The organism is Pantoea sp. XAF26B01_ASV70 (assembly GCF_054512635.1).
This window is the reverse complement of the sequence record NZ_CM137251.1, coordinates 3,179,759-3,206,338: the sequence shown is the minus strand read 5'-3', so window position 1 is coordinate 3,206,338 and position 26,580 is coordinate 3,179,759. Positions and strand designations below refer to the sequence as shown.

At 54.8% G+C, this 26,580-nt stretch carries 29 protein-coding genes and 1 other RNA gene; 15 read left to right on the top strand and 15 right to left on the bottom strand.

Annotated elements, in window-relative coordinates; translation table 11 throughout:
* Positions 1–139 precede the first annotated feature (139 nt).
* From ppiD to ACX8ZY_RS15180, 3 genes are all read left to right on the top strand, one after another.
* Entirely contained in the window at positions 140–2,008 is a 1,869-nt protein-coding gene (ppiD, locus tag ACX8ZY_RS15190) for a peptidylprolyl isomerase (RefSeq protein WP_033779659.1), read from the top strand.
* Positions 2,009–2,148: 140 nt separating this feature from the next.
* Entirely contained in the window at positions 2,149–2,502 is a 354-nt protein-coding gene (locus ACX8ZY_RS15185) for a ComEA family DNA-binding protein (RefSeq protein ID WP_191920911.1), read from the top strand.
* A gap of 100 nt (positions 2,503–2,602) precedes the next feature.
* Complete coding sequence (locus ACX8ZY_RS15180) at positions 2,603–3,001, top strand: YbgC/FadM family acyl-CoA thioesterase (RefSeq protein WP_010671209.1); 399 nt, start codon at positions 2,603–2,605, stop codon at positions 2,999–3,001.
* Positions 3,002–3,051: 50 nt separating this feature from the next.
* Here the strand turns inward: ACX8ZY_RS15180 and queC are convergent, their stop codons facing one another.
* Complete coding sequence (gene queC, locus ACX8ZY_RS15175; RefSeq protein WP_421665069.1) at positions 3,052–3,747, bottom strand: 7-cyano-7-deazaguanine synthase QueC; 696 nt, start codon at positions 3,745–3,747, stop codon at positions 3,052–3,054.
* Positions 3,748–3,788: 41 nt separating this feature from the next.
* A complete protein-coding gene (locus ACX8ZY_RS15170; protein WP_425021086.1) occupies positions 3,789–5,507 on the bottom strand; it encodes an SgrR family transcriptional regulator in 1,719 nt (572 codons plus the stop codon).
* 92 nt (positions 5,508–5,599) lie between these two features.
* Between ACX8ZY_RS15170 and cof the strand changes: the two genes are divergently transcribed.
* Positions 5,600–6,421: an HMP-PP phosphatase gene (gene cof, locus ACX8ZY_RS15165; RefSeq protein WP_122889138.1), complete on the top strand. Its 822-nt coding sequence runs from the start codon at positions 5,600–5,602 to the stop codon at positions 6,419–6,421.
* 34 nt (positions 6,422–6,455) lie between these two features.
* Here cof and ACX8ZY_RS15160 read toward each other — a convergent pair whose 3' ends face one another.
* The gene (locus tag ACX8ZY_RS15160) at positions 6,456–7,490 is read right to left on the bottom strand and encodes a PLP-dependent cysteine synthase family protein (protein ID WP_223565601.1); all 1,035 of its coding nucleotides are present in this window, start codon (positions 7,488–7,490) and stop codon (positions 6,456–6,458) included.
* 117 nt (positions 7,491–7,607) lie between these two features.
* Here ACX8ZY_RS15160 and ACX8ZY_RS15155 point away from each other — a divergent pair, with 117 nt between their 5' ends.
* From ACX8ZY_RS15155 to amtB, 5 genes are all read left to right on the top strand, one after another.
* Positions 7,608–8,069, top strand: a complete 462-nt coding sequence (locus tag ACX8ZY_RS15155) for an Lrp/AsnC family transcriptional regulator (RefSeq protein WP_010671213.1) — start codon at positions 7,608–7,610, stop codon at positions 8,067–8,069.
* 24 nt (positions 8,070–8,093) lie between these two features.
* Entirely contained in the window at positions 8,094–9,863 is a 1,770-nt protein-coding gene (locus tag ACX8ZY_RS15150; RefSeq protein ID WP_425021087.1) for a SmdA family multidrug ABC transporter permease/ATP-binding protein, read from the top strand.
* A complete protein-coding gene (locus tag ACX8ZY_RS15145; RefSeq protein WP_421665065.1) occupies positions 9,856–11,631 on the top strand; it encodes a SmdB family multidrug efflux ABC transporter permease/ATP-binding protein in 1,776 nt (591 codons plus the stop codon). Before ACX8ZY_RS15150 ends, ACX8ZY_RS15145 begins: the two co-directional genes overlap by 8 nt.
* Positions 11,632–11,888: 257 nt before the next feature.
* Entirely contained in the window at positions 11,889–12,227 is a 339-nt protein-coding gene (glnK, locus tag ACX8ZY_RS15140; protein ID WP_003850469.1) for a P-II family nitrogen regulator, read from the top strand.
* Positions 12,228–12,261: 34 nt separating this feature from the next.
* A complete protein-coding gene (gene amtB / locus ACX8ZY_RS15135; protein WP_010255877.1) occupies positions 12,262–13,548 on the top strand; it encodes an ammonium transporter AmtB in 1,287 nt (428 codons plus the stop codon).
* A 49-nt stretch (positions 13,549–13,597) separates the two neighbouring features.
* On the opposite strand, the gene tesB is transcribed toward amtB, so the two are convergent.
* Positions 13,598–14,461, bottom strand: coding sequence for an acyl-CoA thioesterase II (gene tesB / locus ACX8ZY_RS15130; RefSeq protein WP_459260233.1), 864 nt, complete (start codon positions 14,459–14,461; stop codon positions 13,598–13,600).
* Positions 14,462–14,651: 190 nt separating this feature from the next.
* Here tesB and ACX8ZY_RS15125 point away from each other — a divergent pair, with 190 nt between their 5' ends.
* The gene (locus tag ACX8ZY_RS15125) at positions 14,652–15,209 is read left to right on the top strand and encodes a YbaY family lipoprotein (RefSeq protein ID WP_010255881.1); all 558 of its coding nucleotides are present in this window, start codon (positions 14,652–14,654) and stop codon (positions 15,207–15,209) included.
* A 39-nt stretch (positions 15,210–15,248) separates the two neighbouring features.
* Here the strand turns inward: ACX8ZY_RS15125 and ACX8ZY_RS15120 are convergent, their stop codons facing one another.
* Positions 15,249–15,560, bottom strand: coding sequence for an MGMT family protein (locus ACX8ZY_RS15120; RefSeq protein ID WP_421665064.1), 312 nt, complete (start codon positions 15,558–15,560; stop codon positions 15,249–15,251).
* 175 nt (positions 15,561–15,735) lie between these two features.
* Here ACX8ZY_RS15120 and ffs point away from each other — a divergent pair.
* An RNA gene (ffs, locus tag ACX8ZY_RS15115) (signal recognition particle sRNA small type) lies at positions 15,736–15,832 on the top strand.
* Between the two features lie 134 nt (positions 15,833–15,966).
* Here ffs and ACX8ZY_RS15110 read toward each other — a convergent pair.
* From ACX8ZY_RS15110 to ACX8ZY_RS15100, 3 genes are all read right to left on the bottom strand, one after another.
* Positions 15,967–16,182: an HHA domain-containing protein gene (locus tag ACX8ZY_RS15110; RefSeq protein WP_003850458.1), complete on the bottom strand. Its 216-nt coding sequence runs from the start codon at positions 16,180–16,182 to the stop codon at positions 15,967–15,969.
* 24 nt (positions 16,183–16,206) lie between these two features.
* Positions 16,207–16,584 carry an Hha toxicity modulator TomB gene (gene tomB / locus ACX8ZY_RS15105; RefSeq protein ID WP_003850455.1) on the bottom strand — a complete coding sequence of 126 codons (378 nt, stop codon included), beginning with the start codon at positions 16,582–16,584 and terminating at the stop codon, positions 16,207–16,209.
* 147 nt (positions 16,585–16,731) lie between these two features.
* On the bottom strand, positions 16,732–17,085 hold the full coding sequence (locus ACX8ZY_RS15100; protein WP_010255885.1) for a hypothetical protein: 354 nt from the start codon (positions 17,083–17,085) through the stop codon (positions 16,732–16,734).
* 341 nt (positions 17,086–17,426) lie between these two features.
* Here ACX8ZY_RS15100 and ACX8ZY_RS15095 point away from each other — a divergent pair, with 341 nt between their 5' ends.
* The 3 genes from ACX8ZY_RS15095 to ACX8ZY_RS15085 are packed head-to-tail and all read left to right on the top strand — an operon-like array spanning position 17,427 to position 19,825.
* On the top strand, positions 17,427–18,095 hold the full coding sequence (locus ACX8ZY_RS15095) for a metal ABC transporter ATP-binding protein (protein ID WP_421665063.1): 669 nt from the start codon (positions 17,427–17,429) through the stop codon (positions 18,093–18,095).
* A complete protein-coding gene (locus ACX8ZY_RS15090) occupies positions 18,092–18,931 on the top strand; it encodes a metal ABC transporter permease (RefSeq protein WP_159227156.1) in 840 nt (279 codons plus the stop codon). Before ACX8ZY_RS15095 ends, ACX8ZY_RS15090 begins: the two co-directional genes overlap by 4 nt.
* A gap of 15 nt (positions 18,932–18,946) precedes the next feature.
* The gene (locus tag ACX8ZY_RS15085) at positions 18,947–19,825 is read left to right on the top strand and encodes a metal ABC transporter substrate-binding protein (protein ID WP_010671218.1); all 879 of its coding nucleotides are present in this window, start codon (positions 18,947–18,949) and stop codon (positions 19,823–19,825) included.
* A 45-nt stretch (positions 19,826–19,870) separates the two neighbouring features.
* Here the strand turns inward: ACX8ZY_RS15085 and ykgO are convergent, their stop codons facing one another.
* From ykgO to ACX8ZY_RS15065, 4 genes are all read right to left on the bottom strand, one after another.
* The gene (gene ykgO / locus ACX8ZY_RS15080; protein WP_167422916.1) at positions 19,871–20,011 is read right to left on the bottom strand and encodes a type B 50S ribosomal protein L36; all 141 of its coding nucleotides are present in this window, start codon (positions 20,009–20,011) and stop codon (positions 19,871–19,873) included.
* Between the two features lie 11 nt (positions 20,012–20,022).
* On the bottom strand, positions 20,023–20,277 hold the full coding sequence (locus tag ACX8ZY_RS15075; protein ID WP_010671219.1) for a type B 50S ribosomal protein L31: 255 nt from the start codon (positions 20,275–20,277) through the stop codon (positions 20,023–20,025).
* A 162-nt stretch (positions 20,278–20,439) separates the two neighbouring features.
* A complete protein-coding gene (locus ACX8ZY_RS15070; protein ID WP_010255902.1) occupies positions 20,440–23,595 on the bottom strand; it encodes a multidrug efflux RND transporter permease subunit AcrB in 3,156 nt (1,051 codons plus the stop codon).
* A 16-nt stretch (positions 23,596–23,611) separates the two neighbouring features.
* Positions 23,612–24,805: an efflux RND transporter periplasmic adaptor subunit gene (locus ACX8ZY_RS15065; RefSeq protein WP_010255904.1), complete on the bottom strand. Its 1,194-nt coding sequence runs from the start codon at positions 24,803–24,805 to the stop codon at positions 23,612–23,614.
* Positions 24,806–24,947: 142 nt separating this feature from the next.
* Here ACX8ZY_RS15065 and acrR point away from each other — a divergent pair, with 142 nt between their 5' ends.
* Positions 24,948–25,586: a multidrug efflux transporter transcriptional repressor AcrR gene (gene acrR / locus ACX8ZY_RS15060; protein WP_010255906.1), complete on the top strand. Its 639-nt coding sequence runs from the start codon at positions 24,948–24,950 to the stop codon at positions 25,584–25,586.
* On the opposite strand, the gene rsmS is transcribed toward acrR, so the two are convergent.
* The 3 genes from rsmS to priC are packed head-to-tail and all read right to left on the bottom strand — an operon-like array spanning position 25,583 to position 26,568.
* The gene (rsmS, locus tag ACX8ZY_RS15055; protein WP_010255907.1) at positions 25,583–25,735 is read right to left on the bottom strand and encodes a pleiotropic regulatory protein RsmS; all 153 of its coding nucleotides are present in this window, start codon (positions 25,733–25,735) and stop codon (positions 25,583–25,585) included. The genes acrR and rsmS overlap by 4 nt on opposite strands.
* Positions 25,736–25,743: 8 nt before the next feature.
* Positions 25,744–25,989 carry a GlsB/YeaQ/YmgE family stress response membrane protein gene (locus ACX8ZY_RS15050; RefSeq protein WP_033779646.1) on the bottom strand — a complete coding sequence of 82 codons (246 nt, stop codon included), beginning with the start codon at positions 25,987–25,989 and terminating at the stop codon, positions 25,744–25,746.
* A 57-nt stretch (positions 25,990–26,046) separates the two neighbouring features.
* The gene (gene priC / locus ACX8ZY_RS15045) at positions 26,047–26,568 is read right to left on the bottom strand and encodes a primosomal replication protein PriC (RefSeq protein ID WP_010671220.1); all 522 of its coding nucleotides are present in this window, start codon (positions 26,566–26,568) and stop codon (positions 26,047–26,049) included.
* Positions 26,569–26,580 lie beyond the last annotated feature (12 nt).

Sequence of the window (26,580 nt, the reverse complement as noted above, 5' to 3'; positions counted from 1 at the left end):
AACCGGTGAGAATCGGGCCGTAAGATGGACCTGGACCGGATTGAGACTGCCAGCTAAGCCAGCAGTTGCGTGAGTCGCCAGCCAATGGCGAATTGCGACCGAGCTTTACATTCACACTACAGCGGAGTGTTGCCATACCATGATGGACAATTTACGCGCGGCGTCGAACCATGTCGTGCTCAAGATTATTTTGGGGCTGATTATCCTCTCCTTTGTGCTGACGGGCGTTGGCAACTATCTGATTGGCGGCAATAACGACTATGCGGCCAAAGTTAACGGCCAGGAGATTAGCCGGGGACAGCTGGAGCAGGCGTTCAACAGCGAGCGCAGTCGTCAGCAGCAGATGCTGGGCGATCAGTTCTCTCAGCTGGCCAGCAACGATGGCTACATGCAGCAGATTCGCCAGCAGGCGCTGTCGCAGTTAATCGATCAGGCGCTGCTTGATAGCTACATCAAAGATCTCCACCTCAGCATCAGCGACGATCAGGTGAAGCAGGCTATCTTCAATCAGCAGGCTTTTCAGACCAACGGTAAATTCGACAATGCCAAATATCTGAGTCTGATCAGCAATATGGGCTTCAGCGCCGACCAGTATGCCGAAGCGCTGCGTAAGCAGCTCTCCAATCAACAGCTGATCAATGCCGTGGCTAACACCGACTTCACGCTGAAAGGCGAAGCCAGCAAACTGGTGGACCTGGTTTCACAGCAGCGTGAGATTCGTCAGGCGACGCTGGACGTCAATGCACTGGCGGCGAAGCAGGCCGTTACTGACGACGAAATCAGTCAGTATTATCAGCAGCATAAAACCAGCTTTATGGCACCAGAGCAGTTCCGTGTCAGCTACCTCCTGATGGATGCGGCCAGCATGCAGCAGGATGCCAGCGAGGCCGACATTCAGGCCTGGTACGACCAGCATAAAGCGGACTATTCGCAGCCACAGCGTACGCGCTACAGCGTCATTCAGACCAAAACTGAAGCCGATGCCAATGCGGTCCTGGCGCAGCTGAAAGCAGGTGCCAGCTTCGCTGACGTGGCAAAAGCCAAATCCATTGACCCGATCTCTGCGCGTAAGGGCGGCGATATGGGCTGGCTGGAACCCTCTACGACTCCGGATGAGCTGAAAAATGCCGGTCTGACTGAGAAAGGCCAGATGTCAGGCGTGATCAAATCTTCAGTGGGCTTCCTGGTGGTTCGTCTTGACGATATTCAGCCAGAGCAGGTTAAGCCACTGGATGAAGTGCGCAGCGCCATTGCAGCGAAAGTGAAGCAGGAGAAGGGCGTTGATGCCTTCTACAAAGTGCAACAGAAAGTCAGCGAAGCGGCCAGCAATGACAATGAGTCACTGGCGGGTGCAGAGCAGGCTTCTGGTCTGAAAGCGAAAGAGACTGGCTGGTTCAGTCAGGATACGCTGCCAGATGAGCTTAACTTTGATGCGGTGAAGCAGGCGATCTTTAATGGCGGACTGGTCGGGCAAAACGGCGCGCCGGGCAACAACTCCGATATCATTACTGTCGATGGCGACCGTGCCTTTGTGCTGCGTATCAGTGAGCATAAACCGGAAGCGGTAAAACCGCTTGAGCAGGTTAAGGCGCAGATCACTGACACGCTTAAGCATGATAAAGCGACGCAGCAGGCCAAAGCTCAGGCCGATAAGCTGCTGACCGATCTGAAAGCCGGTAAGCAGGATGCGCTGACTGCAGCGGGTCTGACGCTGAGCGCCAGCAAGACCGTTGATCGCAATGCGCAGGATCCGGTGGCACAGACTGCCTTTAACCTGCCTCAGCCTGCGGAAAATAAACCTTCCTGGGGTGTCAGCGAAGATATGCAGGGCAATGTGGTACTGGTGGCGGTTGATAAAGTTAAAACCGGCAGCATGCCGCAGGCGCAGATTGACGAAATGGTCAAAGGCGTCACGCAGAATAATGCGCAGCTGGCGTTTGAAGCGTTACTGCAAAACCTGCGTAAAGAGGCCAAAATTAAGTACGGCGCTGCCGCACAAATGCAGTAAGCCTCGCAGAAACTGCGCAACGACTGTAACAATCAAAGGCCGCATTCGCGGCCTTTTCCATTTCTGGAATCCCGCTTTTGAGCCTTGCGTGCAGTAGTGCCACTCTGTCGCTGCTGTTTACACACAAGGAGAAACACAGCATGGCTAAACCTAAACTCGTTGCCTTTTATCTTTCACTCGCGCTGGGCGGCGCACTCTGTCACAGCAGCGTCTCTGCGGCACCTGAACCTGTCAGCGCAGCCGTCACGCAGAGCTCAAATCCTGCATCGAAGCCGGAAGCCGCCGCGCAGCCACAGCAGGAGCAGGTCAGCATTAATGAAGCAACAGCCGAACAGCTCTCTGCCGTTATGAATGGGGTGGGGCTGAAAAAGGCGCAGGCAATTGTGAGCTATCGCGAACAGTACGGACCGTTTAGCGCAATTCAGCAACTCAGTGAAGTGCCGGGTATCGGCAATGCGTTGATAGAGCGAAATGCGGCCCGGCTGAAATTGTGAAGCAGTACACATCTGTGATGCTTAACCCACGATAGACAGGCGACTCTGCTAAAGTGAACAGGTCCAACCAGTTAATTCACAGCAGCAGGAGAGCATGATCATGCAGACCACCATAAAAGTGCGCGGCTATCATCTGGATGTCTATCAGCACGTCAATAATGCGCGCTATCTTGAGTTTCTGGAGGAGGCGCGCTGGGAGTGGCTGGAAGAGGTGGAAGCATTCCACTGGTTGCAGGAACAGAAACTGGCTTTTGTGGTGGTAAACATCAACATCAACTACCGTCGCCCGGCCGTGCTGGGCGACGTACTGACTATCGACAGTGAGATCACGCAGTTGAATGGCAAAAGCGGCATTATTGCGCAGCGGGTTTTGCTGGCAGGGCAGGAGACCGTGGTGGCGGATGCCGCACTCACTTTCGTCTGTATTGATTTGCGGACTCAGAAGGCGGTTGCGCTGGAAGGGGAGTTGCGCGAGCGACTGATGCGTCTGATGGCATGAGTCGATAAAAAGGCGGCAACCCGGATTCTCTGCCGCCACCTCAGACACTCTTAGTTAAGACCGCTTTTTGCTTTCATTGCCGCCATTACGCCAGCACGATCGTTGAGATAACCCTGCAGGCCATTGGCCCGTAAATGACAGGCTGCACACTCACCACATCCATCACCTTTCACGCCGTTATAGCAGGTCAGCGTCTGCTCGCGTACCAGCGCAAGCTGCTGCCAGTAATCCGCCAGCGCCCAGGTTTCCGCTTTATTGAGCCACATCAGCGGCGTCTCAAAACGAACATCGCGCGCCATGCCAAGCGACACCGCATGGTTCAGCGCTTTGACAAACTCATCGCGACAATCGGGATAGCCGGAGAAATCGGTCTCACAGACGCCAGTGATCACCGCTTCCGCTTCGACCTGATAAGCGTAAACCGAGGCCAGCGTCAGAAAGAGAATATTGCGTCCCGGCACAAACGTACTGGGTAATCCACTGGCCTCGGGATTATAAGCCGGCACCGGAATGTTATCCCGCGTCAGGCTGCTGACGGCGAGTTCGTTCAGCATGGTGACATCCAGCACTTTATGCGCGCGCGCGCCCAATTTAATCGCCAGGTCGCGGGCCACATCGATCTCTTCCCGATGGCGTTGTCCATAGTCGAAAGTGACGCAATGAACATCATGATATTGTTCTAAGGCCTGAATCAGGCAGGTAGTGGAGTCTTGTCCACCGCTGAAAACTACAACAGCGCGTTTCATGGTGTTTTCCTGATAATTAATTTTGCGCTTATGGTAATGCCTCAGTCCGCCGCTGAACAGCTGCATGGCAGATCAATGGGGGGCGGGATCCATGCGCGGCTGAAATCGAACCAGCCCAGCGTATTCAGTTCAATCCCTTCAACGCCCGGCGGCGCGTAGATTTGATAGCGATAATTGAACAGTGGCAGCAGGATGCCGCCCGTCATCAGCTGATGATAAAGCTGATGCAGCGTGCGGGCACGGGTTTCGTCGTCAGCAATTTGCTGGATAGCCAGCAGTTGCGCCTGAATCTCTTCGCCCTGCAGTGTGGGCCACAGCGGCTGCCATAGCGGGTCAGTCTGCAACCAGCTGGCCAGCGTAAAGACCGGCGCATCACCAATCAGTCTGTCGCCCATCACGATATCTGCCTCATCAAGCGGGTCGATGCCGTGCCAGTTTTTTACCGGATGAAAAACTACCTTCAGGGTGCAGCCGTGCTGTTTTAACAGTGCAACCAGCGCTTGTGACATCTGGTGCAGCTCAACCGGCAACTGATAATGCAGCGTCAGGGTTGCCGGTAAGGGAACCCTGACAGCATCAATCAGCGGCACACTCCAGCCAGGTAATAGCTCTTTACTGGGAGTGATGAGTCCCTCATCCAGAGGCAACCGGCTGACAATGCCGCTTTGCTGGATCAGCTGGAAAAGCGTGCGCGCCTGATCAGGGGTAAATCCGGCTCGTGGTCGGCAGACCAGATAACAGAAGCCGAGGCTGATACTGCTGCTGACCGGTTGCAGCGTCCTGAGCTCTGTGGCATCGCCTATCGCAATCTGCACCGGATGACGACAGCTGCTGCCGAGAGCGGGATCAAACAGCTGAGGGGTAATCCAGTACTCTACTGCCTGCAGCAGAGGGCGCTGCAGATGCCAGCGCGCGTGACTTTCAATCCTGACCAGCTCGGTGCTGAAGTGCCTGAGTTTCCACGGCCCGCTGCCCGTGGCGGGATCGATGGGATGGGGCAGCAGGCACAACAAGTGGGCGAGCCGATGGGGCAGCCAGAAATCAGGGCGTCGCAGTACGAAACGCACCGCAAGCGGATGGGGCGCATCCACGCTGACCACATCAGCCAGCAACACACTGACGCGCGTATCCCGCAACAGCTGGCGGAATTGCGCCACCAGTTGTGCGGCCTGCAGAGGCTCGTCGTTGTGCCACATCAGCTGAGGCCGTAACCAGAATAACCAGCCAGATGACGCCTCGTCATATTGCCAGTGATGCGCCAGATCGCCGACCGGCTCATCCTGCTCAAAGCGAGTCAGACCGGAATAGATCTGGCGAGCCAGGTGCTGCTCGGCCCGACCGGTAATCTGGCGCGGCTCTGTGCTCTCCATCGGACGATAGTAGGGGATGCGCAGAACCGGCGTATCGTTCTGCCACTGTCCACCCATTAATGGCCGCAGCATATTGATCAGCCTTTCCGGCGGCAGATCCAGCAGCTGCAAGGCCTCAGCGGCGTCTCCGGCGTCGAGCTGTTGTTGCAGCAACTGCTGCCGTAATTGTTCAGGTGAGCGCAGAAACACTATCTGTCCCTGTTTGCCACGGCCAGGCTCGCCGCGCCAGCTGAGCCAGCCTGCATGCTGCCACTGTGACAGCAACGTGCGCAGATGACGCTCGCTGCAGATACAGTGGCGGGCCATCTCCGCCACGCAGGTTTGCTGTGGGGCGCCCTGACTCTGCTGCCACAGACGCTGGAACTGATTAAGACGGTTAAGCTGGCGCATGTTAAACCCGGAACAGTTTTTTAAAAGTATTCACTATTAGTTCCGCAATTAACAGGCAATAGTGGAGTTCATCTTTCAGCAGGAGGTAAATCATGGTGCGTTTAGCCGCGTTCGATATGGATGGCACATTGTTGCTGCCGGATCATCAGCTGGGTCAGCAGACGCTGGATAGCCTGCAGGCGTTGCATCTGCGTGGCGTTAATCTGGCGCTGGCGACGGGCCGCCATCTGCTGGAGATGCAGATCTTACGGGAAAAAATGACACTGCCCGCGTGGCTGATTACCGGTAATGGTACCCGTGTACACGACAGGCAGGGCAATCTGATCTTTGCGCGTGATCTGCCCTCTGCGGTCGCCGAAGAGGTGATCCACCGCCGCTGGGATACGCCCGCCACCCTGCATGTTTTCAACGATCAGGGGTGGTTTACCGATCACCCACAGCCTGATCTGCTGGTGGCCCATCAGATCAGCGGATTTGGCTATCAGCTGTGCGATCTTAAAAGATTGCCCGCGCATCAGGTGACAAAAATCTGCTTTATCGATCAGCATCAGCGCCTCTGTCAGCTAAAAACAGAGCTGGATGCCGCACTGGGCGAGCAGGCTAACATCTGCTTCTCTGCCGTGGATTGTCTGGAGGTGTTACCCGCCAGCTGCAATAAAGGCAGCGCGCTGGCACTGTTATGTGACCATCTGTCGCTGACCATGGCGGAGTGTATGGCGTTTGGTGATGCGATGAACGATCGCGAGATGCTGGCGCAGGCCGGACAGGGTTTTATCATGGGCAATGCGATGGCGCAGCTGAAAGCCGCGCTACCGCATCTGCCGGTATTAGGGCATTGCGAGACACAGGCGGTGTCTCACTATTTAAATCACTGGCTGGCAACACCCGACCTCGCGTATTCCCCCGAATGCTGAGGATTGCCGTGAACCGGACAGGATGTCCGGTTTTTTATTCCAGCTCGCGCTGCCATGGCGTGATATCGCCAATATGTTTTGCCACCCACTCAGGCTGATAGTAGCTATCGGGATAACGTTCGCCGCTGTCGCACAGCAGTGTCACCAGCGCTCCCTGCTGATTCGCTGCCCGTAGGCGTTTTGCCACCTGCATCATGCCCCAGAAATTGGTGCCGGTAGAGGCGCCAGGCTTGCGTCCCAGAATCTTTTCCAGTTTCAGCATGGCGGCCAGCGTTGCACCATCCGGCACTTTGATCATTTCGTCGATCACGTCAGGCATAAACGACGGCTCCACTCGCGGACGGCCAATTCCTTCGATCATGCTGCCGCGCGCGCTGGTCAGGGTGGCATCACGCTTCTGCCAGTAATCAAAAAACACCGAATGCTGCGGATCAACCACCAGTAGTTTAGTTTCCAGTCCCTGATAACGGATATAGCGGCCCAGCGTGGCTGAGGTGCCGCCGGTGCCCGCACTCATGATTATCGTATGGGGAATCGGATAAGGTTCATGCTCCATCTGACGGAAAATGCTCTCTGCAATATTGTTATTGCCGCGCCAGTCGGTGGCACGTTCAGCATAGGTAAACTGATCCATAAAATGGCCATTGAGCTCCCGCGCCAGCCGTTCAGATTCAGCATAGAGCTGGCAGGGATCTTCAACAAAATGGCACTGTCCGCCATAAAAAGTGATCTGCTCGATTTTACGCTTCGCCGTGCTCGCCGGCATCACCGCAATAAAGGGCAGACCCAGCAGCCTTGCGAAGTACGCCTCAGAAACGGCAGTGCTGCCTGACGAGGCTTCGATAATCGGCGTATCCTGTTTAATCCAGCCGTTGGAGAGGCCGTAGAGGAACAGGGATCGTGCCAGCCGGTGTTTAAGACTGCCACTGGGATGGGTACTTTCATCTTTCATATAGAACCAGATACCGGGAAAGTCCGCCAGATCGAAACGGATCAAATGGGTCTCAGCCGATCGTTGAAAATCAGCGTTAATTTCGTTGATAGCGTGGCGAATCCAGCAGGTGTGCATCTCAGGTGTCCGGTAAAAAAGTGATGCGGCTATTTTATGGCACGTGCAGGAAAAAGAGATTGCACAATTACCGCTAAAATGGCGGTAATGGAGAAAATGATTCTCCCGGAGCCGCGAATGTTAGATAAAACTGACCTTAAATTGCTCTCACTGCTGCAGCATGACTGCACGCTGTCGCTGCAGGCGCTGGCGGATGCCGTCAACCTCACCACCACACCCTGCTGGAAGCGCCTGAAAAAGCTTGAAGATGATGGCATTATTCGCGCACGGGTGGCGTTGCTGGATGGAGATAAAATCGGACTGTCACTGACGGCGTTTATGTTTGTTAAAACGCAGCAGCACAGTCGCGACTGGTATCAGGCATTTGTCTCGGTGGTGAGCAGCATGCCGGAGGTAATGGCCTTTTACCGTATGGCAGGCGAGTATGATTACCTGCTGCGCATTCAGGTGGCCGACATGAAAAGCTATGATGCTTTCTACAAGCGATTAGTGAATGGGGTGCCTGGCCTGATTGATGTGACATCCAGCTTCGCCATGGAAGAGATTAAATACACCACGGCTTTACCTGTCGCCCCCTGAGGGCCTGAGATTGAGAGCAGCGTTGTGCGATTATTCAGTCAATTAAGTTGGTATTTTCTGCGGGAGTGGCGGCGCTATCTGGGCGCGGTCCTCCTGCTGATTGCTATTGCTATTCTGCAGCTGCTGCCACCGCATGTGGTCGGGGTGATTGTCGATGGCGTGACGCGTGACAACATGGGCACCAGCCGCATCATGATGTGGATTGGGATCATGCTGGCAACGGCGGTGGTGGTCTATCTGCTGCGCTATGTCTGGCGCGTGCTGCTGTTTGGTGCCTCCTACCAGCTGGCGGTTGAGCTGCGCGAAGATTTCTATCGCCAGCTGAGTCGTCAGCAACCGGCATTTTATCTGCGTCACCGCACCGGCGACCTGATTGCGCGCGCCACCAACGACGTGGATCGGGTGGTGTTTGCGGCCGGGGAAGGGGTTCTGACGCTGGTCGACTCGCTGGTCATGGGCTGCGTGGTGCTGCTGGTAATGAGCACGCAGATCAGCTGGCAGCTGACGCTGCTTGCGCTGGTGCCGATGCCCATTATGGCCATCGTGATCCATCGCTACGGTAATCAACTGCACCATCGCTTTAAGCTGGCACAGGCCGCCTTCTCCAGTCTTAACGATCAGACGCAGGAGAGCCTGACCAGCATCCGGATGATTAAATCCTTTGGCCTTGAACAGCATCAGTCGCAGCAATTTTCCGATATCGCCCGCGATACCGGTGAAAAAAACCTGCGCGTGGCGCGGGTCGATGCCCGTTTCGATCCCACTATCTATATCGCTATCGGCTTCTCAAACCTGCTGGCGATTGGTGGCGGCAGCTGGCTGGTCTGGCATGGAGAGATGACGCTGGGGCAGCTCACCAGCTTTGTGATGTATCTCGGCCTGATGATCTGGCCGATGCTGGCGCTGGCGTGGATGTTTAATATTGTTGAACGCGGCAGCGCCGCCTGGAGCCGTATCGGCGCGCTGCTGGCGGAAGCACCAGCGGTGGAAGATGGCGATAAGTCACTGCCATCTGAACCGGGCACGCTGCAGGTCGCGATTCGTGCCTTTAACTATCCGGCCAGCGTGGGTCCGGTCTTAAGCGATGTCAGCTTCCAGCTGAAACCCGGCGAGATGCTGGGGCTGTGCGGACCAACCGGCAGTGGCAAAAGTACGCTGCTTAGCCTGATTCAGCGCCACTTTGATATTCAGCAGGGCGACATCCGTTATCACCAGATCCCGCTGCCGCAATTGCGGCTGGACAGCTGGCGCAGCCGTCTGGCCGTGGTCAGCCAGACACCGTTCCTGTTCTCAGACAGCGTGGCGAACAATATTGCGCTGGGAAAACCGGGCGCAACCCAGCAGGAGATTGAGCATGCCGCCACGCTGGCCTGCGTTCATGACGATATCCTGCGTTTGCCGCAGGGCTATGAAACGGAAGTCGGGGAGCGCGGTGTGATGCTGTCGGGTGGGCAGAAGCAGCGTCTTTCGATTGCCCGGGCGCTGCTGCTGAATGCGGAAATCCTGATTCTGGACGACGCGCTTTCCGCGGTCGATGGCCGTACCGAACACGAAATCCTGCATAACCTGCGCATCTGGGGGCAGGGACGCACGCTGATTATCAGCGCGCACCGCTTATCGGCACTGACGGAAGCCAGTGAAATCCTGGTCCTGCAGCAGGGCAGAGTGGCGCAGCGGGGCGACCACGACGCCCTGACCGGCAGTGCTGGCTGGTATCGGGACATGTACCGTTACCAGCAACTGGAAGCGGCGCTGGATGATGATGAAAATGAGAAAGGAGTGCCGCATGGCTAAGTCTGCACGCTTGTGGCCTACCCTGAAGCGTCTGCTGAGCTACGGTAAGCCGTGGCGCAAATCCCTGTCGCTGGCGGTAGGGATGCTGTGGATCGCTGCCGCGGCGGAAGTGACCGGACCGGTGCTGGTCAGCTATTTTATCGACAACCTGGTGGCGAAACATCAGATGCCCTGGGGAGTGGTCGCAGGACTGGTGGTCAGTTTTATCCTGCTTCAGCTGCTGGCCGCCGGGCTGCACTACTGGCAGGCGCTGTTGTTTAACCGAGCCGCTATCGGCGTGGTACAGCGGTTACGCAGTGACGTGATGAATGCCGCACTCTGTCAGCCGCTGAGTGCCTTTGATACCCAGCCGGTCGGGCAGATTATTTCACGCGTGACTAACGACACCGAAGTCATCCGCGATCTCTACGTCACGGTGGTTTCAACCGTGTTGCGCAGTGCCGCACTGGTCGGCGCTATGATGGTGGCGATGTTCAGCCTTGACTGGCGCATGGCGCTGGTGGCGATGATGATCTTCCCGCTGGTACTGGTGGTGATGTTCATCTATCAGCGTTACAGCACGCCCATTGCCCGTCGGGTTCGCAGCTATCTGGCAGACATCAATAATGGCTTTAACGAAGTCATCAGCGGCATGAGCGTGATCCAGCAGTTTCGTCAGCAGGCGCGATTTGGTGAGCGAATGGGTGAAGCGAGCCGCTCTCACTATCTGGCGCGAATGGAAACGCTGCGTCTGGATGGTTTTCTGCTGCGTCCGCTGTTGAGTCTGTTTTCAGCGATGGTGTTGTGTGGGCTGCTGATCCTGTTTAGTTTCTCGATGCCTGGCGTGTTTGAAGTGGGGGTACTCTATGCCTTTATTACCTATCTGGGGCGTCTGAATGAGCCGCTGATTGAGCTGACCACTCAGCAATCGATGCTGCAGCAGGCGGTGGTTTCAGGTGAACGTATTTTCGAACTGATGGATGCCGCACAGCAGCAGTATGGTGCCGATCAGCAACCGCTGGCTTCAGGTCGTATCACCCTGAACAATCTGAGCTTTGCCTACCGTGAAAACCGCGATGTGCTCAGTGATATCAATCTTGAGGTTGCCCCACGCGAGTTTGTGGCGCTGGTGGGACATACCGGCAGCGGTAAAAGCACGCTGGCGAACCTGTTAATGGGTTACTATCCGGTGACGCGTGGCGAGATCCGCATTGATGATCGACCCATTAGTGACCTGAGCCATGCCGTGCTGCGGCACGGTATCGCGATGGTGCAGCAGGATCCGGTGGTGCTGGCCGATACGCTGCTGGCGAATGTGCGGCTGGGACGCGACATCAGCGAAGAGGCCGTCTGGACGGTGCTGGAACAGGTGCAGCTGGCTCCGCTGGCGCATGCGTTGCCGGAGGGAATACATACCCGGCTGGGCGAGCAGGGCAATAATCTGTCGGTCGGGCAGAAGCAGCTGCTGGCACTGGCCCGGGTGCTGGTTGATCTGCCGCAGATACTGATCCTCGACGAAGCGACGGCCAATATTGATTCCGGCACCGAGCAGGCCATTCAGCAGACGCTTGAGACGCTGCGTCAGCACAGCACGCTGGTGGTGATTGCTCACCGCCTCTCAACGATTATTGAAGCAGACAAGATTCTTGTGCTGCATCGTGGTCGTGTGGTTGAGCAGGGTACGCATCAGCAACTGCTGGCGATGCAGGGACGTTACTGGCAGATGTATCAGCTGCAGCAGGCAGGTGAAGATCTGGTATCGGGCGTCGCTGTAACAACTGAAGGCTGAGTTGCACCTTTTTTGCGCACCTTTATCAGATTAATCTGTATAAATGCACTCCTTTGACGCCTGAAGCACCAAAGGAGTGCAGCCCTCCGCTGCAATTTCCCCTGTACGGCCTCTCTGTTTCCCATCCTCTTTAAAGCATCCCTTGTCGCGTCTCGCCTGAACAACGGATTACCGTCATTTTCACACTCTGGCACAGGCTTTGCTTATATCCCTGCGTGTCCGTAAACGTTACCTATTTACTCGCTGGAGGGGATCCAATGAAGCTGGTTACCGTCGTAATTAAGCCATTCAAGCTGGAGGATGTACGTGAAGCTTTATCCTCTATCGGCATTCAGGGACTGACCGTCTCCGAAGTGAAAGGTTTTGGCCGTCAGAAGGGCCATGCAGAGCTTTATCGTGGCGCAGAGTACAGCGTGAACTTCCTGCCTAAGGTCAAAATTGATATCGCTATTGCCGACGATCAGTTAGACGAAGTGGTGGATGTCATCAGTAAAGCGGCTTACACCGGCAAAATTGGCGACGGTAAAATTTTCGTAGCTGAACTGCAGCGCGTCATCCGTATTCGTACCGGCGAGACCGACGAAGCCGCTCTGTAATAAAGACTCAGTACTGTGATGGGATGGAATAAAAATGAATAAAATTTTCGCTAAGTTGGGCCTCACCAGCCTGGCACTGTTACCCTCACTCGCAATGGCTGCGCCTGCCGTTGCGGACAAGGCTGATAACGCATTTATGATGATTTGCACCGCGCTGGTGCTGTTTATGTCAATTCCAGGTATCGCGCTGTTTTACGGTGGTTTGATTCGCGGTAAAAACGTGCTGTCGATGCTGACCCAGGTTGCCGTCACCTTCTCACTGGTCTGCGTATTATGGATGGTTTACGGCTATTCACTGGCGTTCAGTGAAGGCAACGCCTTCTTTGGCAGCTTTAACTGGGTGATGCTGAAAAACATTCAGCTGACCGCCGTCATGGGCAGCTTCTATCAATATATTCATGTCGCGTTCCAGGCCTCGTTTGCCTGTATCACGGTGGGCCTGATTGTCGGTGCTATCGCAGAACGCATCCGTTTCTCTGCCGTACTGATTTTTGTCGGCGTCTGGCTGACCCTGGCTTACCTGCCTATTGCGCACATGGTGTGGGCTGGCGGTTTCCTGGCACAGGATGGCGCGCTGGACTTTGCTGGCGGCACCGTGGTGCATATTAACGCCGCTGTCGCCGGTCTGGTGGGCGCTTATCTGGTGGGCAAACGTGCCGGCTTTGGTAAAGAGGCCTTCAAACCACACAACCTGCCCATGGTATTCACCGGCACCGCCATTCTGTATGTCGGCTGGTTCGGTTTCAACGCCGGTTCTGCTTCTGCAGCAAACGAAATCGCGGCGCTGGCCTTCCTCAACACCGTTGTCGCAACAGCGGGCGCCGTGTTGTCATGGACCTTTGGCGAGTGGGCGGTACGTGGTAAGCCTTCGCTGCTGGGTGCCTGTTCAGGCTTTATTGCCGGATTAGTAGCGATTACGCCTGCCTGTGGTTACGTCGGCGTCGGCGGTGCATTAATCATCGGTCTGGTTGGCGGACTGGCGGGACTGTGGGGCGTGACCACCCTGAAAAAATGGCTGCGCGTGGATGATCCCTGCGATGTGTTCGGCGTGCATGGCGTGTGCGGCATTGTCGGCTGTATCCTGACTGGCGTGTTTGCCTCCTCTTCACTGGGCGGCGTAGGCTATGCAGAGGGTGTCACCATGGGCCATCAGGTTTGGGTACAGCTCTTCAGCGTGGGCCTGACTATCGTCTGGTCGGGCGTTGTCGCCTTCATCGGCTTCAAGCTGGCTGATTTGATTGTCGGTCTGCGCGTTCCGGAAGAGCATGAGCGTGAAGGTCTGGATGTAAACAGCCACGGCGAGAATGCTTACAACCAGTAATGGATAGGCAGTGAAAAGATCAATCGGGGGCGAGTAATCGCCCCTTTTTTTATTCGCTGCGCTGACGCATCACCCCTTCCTGAACCGTTGAGGCCACCAGCACACCCTGCTGATTGTAGAACTCGCCCCAGACAAAACCCCGTGCGCCTGACGCCGAAGTACTGACTACGCTATAGAGCAGCCATTCACTGAAGTCGAACGGGCGGTGGAACCACATTGAGTGGTCGATAGTGGCGACCTGCATGTCCGGCTCTAAAAAGCCTTTGCCGTGCGGCTGGAGCGCGACCGGCAGGAAATTGAGATCGGAAGCATAGCCGAGCAGATACTGATGGATACGTAAGTCGTCGGGCAGTGGGCCGGTGGCACGGATCCAGACCTGGCGCTCCGGCTTATCCACATGTCCCCGGAGAGGATTGTGAATCTGTACCGGGCGGATCTCCAGCGGACGCTCAGCAATGAATTTTTCACGTAGCTTTTCTGGCAGCAGATGCGCCATTTTCTGCGCCATCGCCTGTTCAGTTAACAGATTCTCTGGCCCCGCCACCTGTGGCATCGGATTCTGATGTTCAAAGCCGCTTTCCGGTGACTGGAACGAGGCGGTCATATAAAAAATCGGCTGCCCATTCTGAATGGCACTGACTCTACGTGCGCTGAAACTTTTGCCATCACGCAACGTTTCAACATCGTAAATAATCGCTTTCTGACTATCGCCGGGCCGCAAAAAATAGCTGTGAAAAGAGTGAATAATGCGATCTTCCGCCACGGTTTGCTTTGCGGCATACAGCGCCTGACCCACCACCTGACCGCCAAACACCTGACGAAGGCCAATATCTTCGCTCTGGCCGCGATATAAACCCTCTTCCAGTTTTTCCAGATTTAATAAATTCAGCAGATTTTGCAGTGCCTGACTCATGGCGCGTTCCTCAATATAGTGACCTGCTCAGTGTGAAAGATCGGACCAGTTGACGTCAATCAGACTTTCTCCATTGTCGGTGCCAGGCAAAATTTCATTTTTGTGCCAACATTAAGGACATACGGCGAGTGAAGCGCTGTAAGCAGGATTCGCTGCCGACAATCATTTTGATCAAATGGAGACGACATCAATGAAACTCAGGCATGTGTTCAGTGGAGTAGTTATGGCGGTTGCTGTTGTAGGATGCGCCGACAAGAGTAAACCCGTGCCAACGCCAACTCTGGGTTCTGCAGTTGCAGGACAGACGGCGGCGATTGCGCAGCCCAACGTAAGTGGTTCAGTCTTTATCCGCCAGCGCATTGCGCTGCCGCCGGATGCGGTATTAACCGTGACGCTCTCTGATGCGTCCGTCGCCGATGCACCATCAAAAGTGCTGTCGCAGCGCGTGGTGCGAACCGAAGGCAAACAGGCACCGTTCCAGTTCGTGCTGCCGTTTAACCCAGCCGACATCAAGCCTGATGCACGCATTCTGTTAAGCGCAGCCATCTCAATCGACGGTAAGCTGGCCTTTATCACTGAAGGCGTGAAGCCAGTGATTAACCAGGGTGGCACCAAAGCAGAGCTGCTGCTGGTACCGGTACCGTCTATGGCGATGCCAACCCAGCCGGGCGCAGCGACCACCGTTCCTTCGACCTCACCGACTCAGGTGACGCCGTCTGCTGCGGTTCCTGCTCCAACCCGTCTGTAAACTCATTTCGGGGCGACATTGTCGCCCTTTTTACCCTGTCTAAAATCGCCAGCGATAAATTTCGAGATCGAGCTGTCCGTCGTCACTCACCTCTATACCTTCCGCCTCCAGTGCATCCCGCTGCCGCAACAGACGGTCACCCTGAAGAGAAATTGTGCCGTGTCGGTTTACGACGCGATGCCAGGGAAGGGTAGTGCCCTCGGGTAAGCGGCTCAGCACGCCACCAACCTGACGCGCCGCGCGCGGAGAACCGGCCAGTAGCGCCACGTCGCCATAGGTGGTGACGCGGCCAGCCGGAATAGCGGCAACAATTTGCCAGATGCGTTGCTGGAAAGTGTCTGGCTGATTCATGTACTTATTTCATCAGGAAAAAGGGTTTTAACTTTAGCACGGGGAAAATGCGGAGAAAGCGTAAAAGCGGTGGTTGTTCAAGAAAACAACGGTTGTCCCGACTACGCTTGCAATTGCCACCTCCTTCCCAGATAATGCCCCCGCTCTCGTAAAGAGGGCTTGTCAATGGGGGCCCTGTTGGTTCTCCCGCAATGCTAGCTTGTGAACTCGGTCAGATCCGGAAGGAAGCAGCCGTAGCAGGTGACGCGTGTGCCGGGATGTAGCTGGCAGGGCCCCCACCACTTTCTCCCTTCGATATTCTCCCCCTAAGCTGCAGACAGGCAAAACCCGCCTGGGCCGATCCTTTGCCGGCAGGCAGGATTATCCGGTACTTTATTGGGGTAAAACTGAGCCGTAAGCGATCAGATTAACGGACAAATTTCCATACTGAACCCGGGACTTTATCGTAGAGCTTGTTCATCGTCAGTTCCGCCAGGCGATGGTCAGCTGCTGAGTAAAATACCGCTAATTCATCTTCCGGTAATTCATACTTATTTTTTTCAATCACCCTTTCCAGGGTATCAAGAGAGCGGCAGCGCCGCAGTCGCATCAAATAATCGGTTTTAGTCAGGGTTTTGTTCATAAATAAACCGTTCTCATGTCTTTACTATAATGAATGGCTCGGTTGCTGGAGAAAAGCGCACTCTTCAGTGAACAGATTAAATAAGCGTTTTGCTGAACGTTGCCACCGCTGAAGATCCGGACTATTGACACCATAATTGCTGAATAGCATAAAAGTATCATCAAGATATTCATCGATTTGCGAAATCAGCGCTTCATCTTCAACGTGCTTAATTTTGTAATTCATGGTGAAAGAGGCGATATGCTCAATCAAATCGTTAAGCTGTAGATTGCTTTCAGAAGTGGGATCATTAACCCAGCCATGATGGCTGTCGGTTAATGTTGCCATGCTGTCGTCAAACAGACTCTCACAAAGGTATTTAAGCTGGGCAATATCATGCCGTTTCGGTGAGTATTCGTCCATCTTTTTCCCCTCCATAGCTAGCACAGTTGCCGCAGGGCGGCGAGAGAAGATCACGCGGCCAGGAAGCGATTATTCGGGCAGTTATTAAACGGGATACCTTAAAGATAGTGTAAAACCATTAGTTCTGCTCACCTCCATTACTAAATATTACAATTCATCGCCAGGGGAGGGTTGCTCATTGTCGATCACATCAAACTCAAGTGCACCGGGCTTAATGTGAAAGTTTACCTGTTCTGACTGCGTCACGGTTTCATTTAGATCCAGGCAGGGACTAAATAAATTCCAGTCAAAATCGTAAAGTAATTTAAAACTATTCAGATCCTGGTATTCAACCGAAATGATTTTTAAACTGCCTGGAACTAACCGGGCATTTTGTGAGTACCAGCGTAAATCCCCTACCAGCAAATCGGTTATTTTGAGAATATTCCGCTGAACAATCTCTGCTATTTTTGCGCAGTCCGATTCACCCGCGGCAATATCACATTCAATGCGTGACAGCATATCTGTTCCACTTATAACCGTTAATAAACCTATCATTGGTTTTCTGCAACTGGTTTGCAAGTCAGTTGAGCACAAAACTCTCAGTTTCTGAGATTTGCCAGACGCAGCCGCAGGCCTTACCGCCAGCGCGGGTCTGCCAGTGCGTGCAGCTGATATTTATCTTTTGATACACAATCTCACATTCAACAGAGAGCAACATCAGGTATCTTTACTGTTATGTTATAACATTATGGTGAAGTAATGCGTCAGAGTGGACTACTTATGTCACTGGGCGGGCGGCTGGGAGTAGCACTGCTATTTATCACGCTGCTTGCCGTGGCAATAAAATGGGGGATCAGCGCATGATCCTGTTTAACGCGCTTCGCGCGGGCTACCAGGGACAGGTTGTGACCCCGGCTATTACCGGCCAGCTCGCAGCCGGCTCGATGACCGCGCTGGTCGGCGCGAACGGTAGCGGCAAATCAACCCTGTTAAAAACCATTGCTGGCTTACTGCCACCGATAGCCGGGCGCTGTGAGCTGCAGGTTGCACGCCGGGATATCGGCTGGTTGCCGCAGCGCACCGAACTTGAGAACCGCTTTCCCCTGACGGTATTTGAACTGGTCTCTATTGGCTGCTGGCCACGCTGCGGCTGGTTCGGCGGCATTAACCGGATACTGCGTCGGGAGATCTGGCAGTCGCTGGAAGCGGTTCAGATGAGTGATTATGCGGATGCGCAGCCCGCGACGTTATCCGGCGGACAACTGCAGCGGGTATTGTTTGCGCGGCTGATGCTGCAGCGCAGCCAGCTCTGGCTTCTGGATGAGCCTTTTAACGGCATTGACAGCCAGACGGTGACGCTACTGATGTCGATCCTTGAGCAGCAACAGCAGGCCGGAACAACCCTGCTGGTGGTGCTGCACGATCGTCCACTGGTGGCGCGCTACTTCAGTAACGTGATGTCGATGGATGAACGTGAGGTTAACTGCACCTGCCTGCCTGCTTCCTCTCTGGGGAGTCGTGCGCCGTGACCCTGATTCAACCCTTTATTGAGTTTGGTTTTATGCGACGCGCGCTGGTGGCCTGTCTGGCGCTGGCCGTCAGCGCCACGCCGCTCGGGGTATTCCTCTCCCTGCGACGTATGAGCCTGATTGGCGATGCCTTATCACACGCGGTGCTGCCCGGTGCCGCCATTGGCTATCTGATCTCCGGATTGTCACTGGTCGCGATGGGTGTTGGCGGCCTGATCGCTGGTTTAGCCGTGGCGCTGCTCTCTGGCGCGGTCAGTCGCTACACGCCGCTGAAAGAGGATGCCAGTTTTGCCGGGTTCTATCTGGGTTCACTGGCGCTGGGCGTCACGCTGGTTTCATTACGCGGCTCAAGTGTGGATCTGCTGCACGTTCTGTTTGGCTCGCTGCTGGCGGTAGACAACGCAGCGCTGTTGCTGGTGGGCGGCATCGCTGCCTTTACGCTGATTCTGCTGGCGGTGATCTATCGTCCGCTGGTCATCGATGCATTTGACGGCGACTTCCTGCGTGCGCAGGGAAAATGGAACGCGCCGCTGGTGCATGGTCTGTTTTTAATGCTGGTGGTGCTGAATCTGGTGGCGGGTTTTCAGGTGCTGGGCACCCTGATGTCGGTGGGTTTAATGATGTTGCCCGCCGCCAGCGCCCGCTTCTGGAGTCGCCATCTCGCCGCGATGCTGGTTATCGCCATTTTCATGGCAATGATTTCGTCGCTGGCCGGGCTGATGCTCTCCTGGCACTTCTCATTGCCGGCGGGTCCCGCTGTGGTGCTGAGCGCCGCCATGCTGTTTTTTTTCTCCATTCTTACAGGGCCGTGCGGCGGAATTTTACGCCGCCATTAATCTTAAGGGGTATCTATGAAAAAATTACCGGTTAGCCTGGCCTTCGCTGCGCTGTTTGCCACGCCTCTGGCGATGGCCAAAACGGTGGATGTCGTGGCGAGCTTTACCGTGCTGGCTGACATCGTTAAGCAGGTCGGCGGCGATCATGTAAAGGTTAAAAGCCTGGTGGGGCCGAATGGCGATCCTCATACTTTTGAACCGACACCGCAGGACAGTCAGGCGCTGGCGAAGGCCGATCTGGTGTTTGTCAGCGGACTGGGACTGGAAGGGTGGATGGATCGGCTGGTCAGCGCCTCAGGGTATCGCGGTCAGCCCGTTGTCGCCTCAACCGGTGTCACCACTCGCAGCATGGAGGAGGAGGGTAAAACCGTTACCGATCCTCATGCCTGGAACAGCATGCAGAACGGCGTTATCTACGCGACCAACGTGATGAATGCGCTGGTCAAAGCCGATCCTGAAGATGCTCCGGCCATTCGTCAGCGTGGACAGAATTACATTCAGCAACTGCAGGCGCTGGATCGCTGGGCAAAAACCGCCTTTGACGCTGTGCCAGCCGATAAGCGTAAAGTGTTGACCAGTCATGATGCGTTTGGTTACTTTGGACAGCGATATGGCGTGACTTTCCTGGCGCCGGTAGGGTTCTCTACTGAGGCGGAAGCGAGTGCCAGCAACGTGGGTAATTTAATCACTCAGCTGAAGCAGCAGCACATCAACCGCTATTTCATTGAGAACCAGACCGACCCGCGTCTGGTAAAACAGATTGCCAGCGCCACCGGGGCAGAGCCGGGTGGTGAGCTCTATCCGGAAGCGTTATCCACGGCCTCTGGCCCCGCAGCCACCTATCAGGCGGCTTTTAAACACAACGTGAATGCGATGCTGAAGAGCATGCACTAAGCATAAAAAAGGCCGGGCAAGCCCGGCCAGTCATCACGACACAAACTAGCGTTTTTTCTTTCTTCCCTGTACTGCTTTAAACCGCGGCTTCGATTTACAGATCACGTAAATACGGCCTTTGCGGCGGACCACTTTACAATCCCGATGGCGATTTTTTGCTGAACGCAGCGAGCTTAATACCTGCATGATCCTCTCCTCTATTTCTTTCCAAGAAAGCGCCCGAAACGCTGGTTAAAGCGCGCGGTGCTGCCCTCTTTGGCAAAATCTTTCTGTTTGCCGGTGTAAAACACATGTGAGGCAGACGACACATCCAGGGTGACGTAGGGCAGCGTTTCGCCTTCGAACTCCACGGTGCGATCGGTTTTGATGGTTGATCCGATTTTGAACCAGACATCAGCCGATGTGTCATGGAAGACCACGTGACGATAGTGAGGATGAATATTCGCTTTCATAATGCACACCTATGTAATGTTATAATATAACAATATTATGCGATGCACAGGCCAGGATTGCAACTGTCCGTGAGACAGGAAAAGCAAGGGGACAGGAAAGGAGAAGGGCAGAATCGCAGGCATAAAAAAAGGCCGCTTGCGCGGCCTCAGATGATTTACAGCTTAGTGAGTCTGGTTATGCTCAACCGGATGACTGTTCGCTGATTCTTCTTTTTTCTTGCCAAAGCGGCGGCGTACCACCACAAAGAACACAGGAACGAAGAAGATCGCCAGTATGGTCGCGGTGACCATACCACCGATAACACCGGTACCTACGGCGTTTTGCGAACCGGAACCGGCACCGGTACTGATCGCCAGCGGCAGTACCCCGAGAATAAACGCCAGTGACGTCATCAGGATAGGACGCAGACGCATACGGCACGCTTCCAGCGCAGCTTCAATCAGCCCTTTACCCTCTTTATCCATCAAATCTTTAGCAAATTCGACGATAAGGATGGCGTTCTTGGTGGAGAGGCCGATGGTTGTCAGTAACCCCACTACGAAGTAGACGTCATTACTCAGGCCACGCAGGGTGGTAAAGATCAGTGCACCAATGACCCCGAGCGGGACAACCAGCATAACCGAGAATGGAATCGACCAGCTCTCGTACAGTGCGGCGAGACACAGGAAGACCACAATCAGCGAGATAGCATAGAGCGCAGGGGCCTGGTTGCCTGACAAGCGTTCCTGATAGGACATACCGGTCCAGTCATAGCCGATACCGGCAGGCAGTTTCGCCGCCAGCTCTTCCATCAGGTCCATTGCCGCACCCGAGCTTTTGCCTGGCGCAGCCTGTCCCAGGATTTCCATCGCAGGCAGACCGTTGTAACGCTCAAGGCGCGGTGAACCATATTGCCATTTCGCTGACGAGAAGGCAGAGAAGGGCACCATGGTTCCGCTGCTGTTGCGCACGTACCATTTACCAATGTCGTCCGGCAGCATGCGGGCGTCCGCTTTACCCATGACGTAAACTTTCTTCACGCGACCGCGGTCAATGAAGTCATTGACGTAGGAACCGCCCCAGGAAGCCGCCAGCGTGGTGTTGATATCACTCAGTGATACGCCCAGCGCCTGTGCTTTCTCCTGATCGATCGTCAGCTTGTACTGCGGCGTATCTTCCATCCCGTTAGGACGGACGCCAACCAGCGTATCAGGATGCTGCGCAATCATGCCGAACAGCTGATTACGCGCTTCCGTCAGCTTATCGTGGCCAAGGTTATTCTGGTCGATCAGCTCAAAGTCGAAGCCGGTCGCGTTACCCAGTTCAATAATGGCTGGCAGGTTGAAAGGAATGACCATTGCATCTTTGATCGCGCCCAGCGCCTGCATGGCACGGCCAGCAATCGCCGGTACTTTCATGTCGCTGCCGGTACGCTCATCCCACGGTTTGAGACTGACGAAGGCGATACCGGTGTTCTGTCCACGACCGGCAAAGCCGAAGCCGTTAACGGTAAACACCGATTTAACCGTGTCTTTCTCCTGGGTCAGGAAGTAATCCGTCACCTGATCCAGCACTTTCTGCGTACGCTCCTGGGTTGCACCAGCAGGCAGCTGCGCCTGAGCCAGCAGCAGACCCTGATCCTCTTCCGGTAAGAATGAAGAGGGCAGTCGCACAAACAGAAACGCCATACCGACCACGATCACCAGATAGATCACCATATAGCGACCCGTACTGCGAACCATGTGGCCCACACCATCCACATAGTGGTTGGTGCTTTTGTCGAACATGCGGTTGAACCAGCCGAAGAAACCGGTGGTTTTACCGTGCTCGCCTTTTTTAATCGGTTTCAGCATGGTGGCACAGAGTGCCGGCGTCAGAATAAAGGCGACCAGCACCGATAGCGCCATTGCCGAAACGATAGTGATGGAGAACTGACGGTAGATAACACCGGTCGAACCACCAAAGAACGCCATCGGAATAAATACGGCAGCCAGCACCAGCGCGATACCGACCAGTGCGCCCTGGATCTGCTCCATAGAACGCTTAGTCGCTTCTTTTGGCGGTAATCCCTCTTCCGCCATTACGCGCTCAACGTTCTCGACCACCACGATGGCGTCATCGACCAGCAAGCCGATGGCCAGCACCATCCCGAACATCGTCAGGGTGTTTATCGAATAGCCAAAAGCGCTGATAACGGCAAACGTACCCAGCAATACCACGGGGACCGCAATGGTAGGAATGAGCGTGGCGCGGAAGTTCTGCAGAAACAGATACATGACCAGGAACACCAGCACGATCGCTTCGATCAGCGTTTTCACCACTTCGAAAATCGAGATCTTAACGAAAGGCGTAGTGTCATACGGATAGACCACTTTCAAACCGGCCGGGAACGTCGGCTGCAATTTGGCCAGTTCTTCTTTCACCGCATTGGCGGTATCCAGCGCATTCGCACCGGTGGCCAGCTTGATACCGATACCGGAAGCAGGCTTGCCGTTATAACGGGCAACGATCTCGTAGTTTTCTGCACCAAGTTCAATCCTTGCCACATCACGCAGACGAACCTGAGAACCATCTTCATTCACTTTCAGCAGGATTTTGCCGAATTCATCGGTAGAGGTGAGACGGGTTTGCGCAATGATCGAGGCGTTAAGCTGCTGTCCCGGAACCGGAGGCGTACCGCCCAACTGACCGGCAGCAACCTGGGTGTTCTGCGTATTCAGGGCGCTGATAACATCAACCGGCGTCAGGTTGTAGTTGTTCAGCTTGTGCGGATCCATCCAGATACGCATCGCGTACTGCGCACCAAATACCTGGGTATCACCCACGCCTTTGGTACGGCTGATCGGGTCTTTGATGGACGATGAAATAAAGTCAGAAATATCATTCTGCGTCATATTGTCATCGTCGCTGATGAAGCCCGCTACCATCAGGAAGCTACTGGAAGATTTCTTAACCTGAATCCCCTGTTGCTGTACTTCCTGCGGTAACAGCGGCGTCGCCAGCTGCAGTTTGTTCTGCACCTGAACCTGCGCGATATCGGCATCTGTTCCTGACTCAAAGGAGATCGTCAGGGTCAGCGTACCGGATGAGTCGCTGCTTGAGGACATATACATCAGTCCATCAATGCCGTTCATATTTTGTTCGATGACCTGGGTCACCGAGTCCTGCAGCGTTTTAGCATCTGCACCAGGGTAGGTGGCCTGAATCTCAATCGCCGGCGGTGCAACATTGGGATATTGCTCAATCGGAAGTTTGAGAATCGATAGCGCACCGACCAGCATAATGATGATGGCGAGCACCCATGCAAAGATGGGCCGATCGATAAAGAACTTAGCCATGAATCAACGGCTCCTGTTATGACGATGACTTGTCAGACTGCGGCTTTGAATCGGGTGCCGCTTTCGCATCGTCTGAGACTTCTTGTGGGGTAACCTGTGCGCCCGGCTTGGCTCGCTGCAGACCCGTGCTGATCACACGTTCACCCGCTTTAACACCGTCGGTGACTAACCACTTGTCGCCAATCGCCTGAGAGGTGGTGACCTGACGAGCTTCCACTTTGTTATCTGCACCTACCACCATGACCGTTGCCTGACCCGTTGGGGTGCGGGCTACCGCCTGTTGCGGAACCAGCAACGCATTAGGATTGGTACCTTCATCCAGACGAGCGCGAACAAACATGCCCGGTAACAGCGCATGGTTCGGGTTCGGGACAATGGCGCGCAGGGTGATAGAACCCGTGGTTTCATCAACGGTAACGTCAGAGAACTCCAGCGTACCTGTCTGTGGATAGCTGTTGCCGTTCTGCATCAGCAGGGTCACGTTGGCTTTGCCATCATTCTGCTTCAGCTGACCCGACTCCAGTTCTGAACGTAAGCGCATGAAATCTTCGCTCGACTGGGTAACGTCGACATACATCGGGTCAAGTTGCTGCACAGTGGCCAGGGCGGTGGTTTGTGCGTTTTGTACCAGCGCACCTTCCGTTACTGACGATTTGCCGATGCGGCCACTGATAGGCGAGGTGACTTTGGTATAAGCCAGGTTAATGCGGGCCGTTTCTACATTGGCTTTTGCTACCTGAACCGCAGCATCGTTTTGCGCGGCCGTGGCAACGGCGGTGTCATAATCCTGCTGACTGATATATTTGGTGCCGAGTAAAGGCTTATAACGTTTGACGGTCAGCTGAGCGATGCGTGCATTGGCCTGCGCCTGAGTTAAATCACCTTTGGCGCTGTCATAGGCGGCCTGATAGGTAGCAGGATCGATCTGATAAAGAGACTGACCCGCTTTGACATCGCTGCCTTCAACAAAGTTACGCTTCAGAATGATACCGGAAACCTGCGGACGGACTTCGGCGACACGATATGCCGAGGTGCGGCCAGGTAATTCAGTCGAGATTTTCAGGGGTTCAGTTTTCAGTGTTACAACCCCCACTGCTGGCGGTTGCTGGGCGGCTTGTTCGGATTTATTGTTGTCACATCCTGTTAACAAAAAGCTGCCTGATAGCATCAGGACGGCCGCCAGAGGCGATAATCCTCTGATTTTATTCATAAATAAACCTCTAGTGTCCGATATCAATTGGTCAATGGATCACAAACTGAAAAACCCATTGCTGTGTCAAGTCGCAGGTCATGCTATGGTACATACATTCGCAAATGTATGTAAACTTACCTGTTTGTAAAAAAAGCCCCTTATGGCACGAAAAACCAAAGCGCAAGCACTTGAAACGCGACATCAAATTCTTGATGCCGCCATTGTTCTGTTTTCGCAGCAGGGCGTTTCAGCCACTTCTCTGGCGGATATTGCAACCGCTGCCAGCGTCACGCGAGGGGCCATCTACTGGCACTTCAAAAATAAAGCCGATGTATTACATGAAATATGGCTTCGTTGTGATGCTGGTCTGGACGATGTGGAACTTGAGTATCAGACAAAATACCCTGGCGATCCACTCTCTGTGTTGCGAGCGATGCTGGTCTATATCTTTGACGCGACAGCAAAGGATCCGCAGCGCCGCGCCTTGATGGAGATCATTTTCCACAAATGTGAATTTGTGGGCGAAATGTCGGCGCTGAAGAATATGCAGCAGAGCTTACTGCTGGAATGCTACGACAAAATTGAAGATGTGCTGCGCCAGTGTATCGAAGCCGGACAACTTCCGGGCAGTCTCAGCACGCGTCAGGCCGCTCTTATCCTGCGCGGTTACGTCAACGGTATGATGGAAAGCTGGCTGTTTGCGCCGGACAGTTTTGATTTAGCCGGAGACGCGCCGACGCTGGTCAATGCTTTTATCGATATGCTGCGCCTCAGTCCGACGCTGACTGCCCACCACTAAGCCGATGGGCGATCACGCTTGTTTTCGAAATCGCGCTGCACCATGGCCAGCGCTGAGAGCACGGTTTCTACCGGCAGTTGATGCTCTTCCAGTAGCTGAATCAGATCAACTGCCAGTTTGACGTCGTCAGGGGCATTTTCCAGTGACATCTCTTCTCCTAAATACGTAGTCGGGCCGCGACCAGCAGCATCACTAATGCACCGAGAATCGCCATGCCCAGTGCGCCAATATGCAGCGTTGCCAGGGTGCCCAGTTCAAAATAGGTGGCGATATAGCCGCCAATCAGTGCACCGATCATCGACAGCGTCAGGGTAGCAACCAGGCCGCCCGGTGGTCCCGGCCTCAGCAGACGCTTCAGCAACCCCAGCAGTAAACCGCTTAACAGCCACACAAGTAAAGCCATGGTTCTTCTCCGCGCCGAATCACACCCAGTATAGGAGCGCTTTTGTCACGCTGCGCTTTATTCGCTGCCGCGCAACGAAGAGGCCCATTCGACAGAGCGAATCGCCTGCCGACAGCGTGCCAGTCGCTGCTCTAACGTTTCCAGATCCTGTTTCAGCTGATGCTGTACCGCCAGCGTTTCGGCCAGCGCCAAGCGCTGCTCACGCTGATCGATCATTGCCAGTAAACGCCGTTCAAATTCACGGTACTCCTGATATTTTGCGGCGCGTGGGTTCCTGATGGGCTGTTCGCGTCGGGTACGCAGCTGTTGCGTACTCGCCTCACGTTGCAGGGCGGCAATCTGATCGACCAGGCGTTCAGCCAGCCACGCACTGCGGGCCAGATCGTGGCTGCTGTCGCACAGCCGGGCAAAATTCTGTTCCACTTCCAGCAGGTAATCAGCCAGCCGCGTGCCTTTGGTGCGAAACAGCTGAGTATCAAAACGTGGCAGACGGCAAACCCCATCTGAATGGCAGGCAAGCTCCTGCCGCAAGGCGATAAGGAGCTGTTGCAGGCGCTGTTGTATGGCGATCGCACTCATCGCGTGACGCTC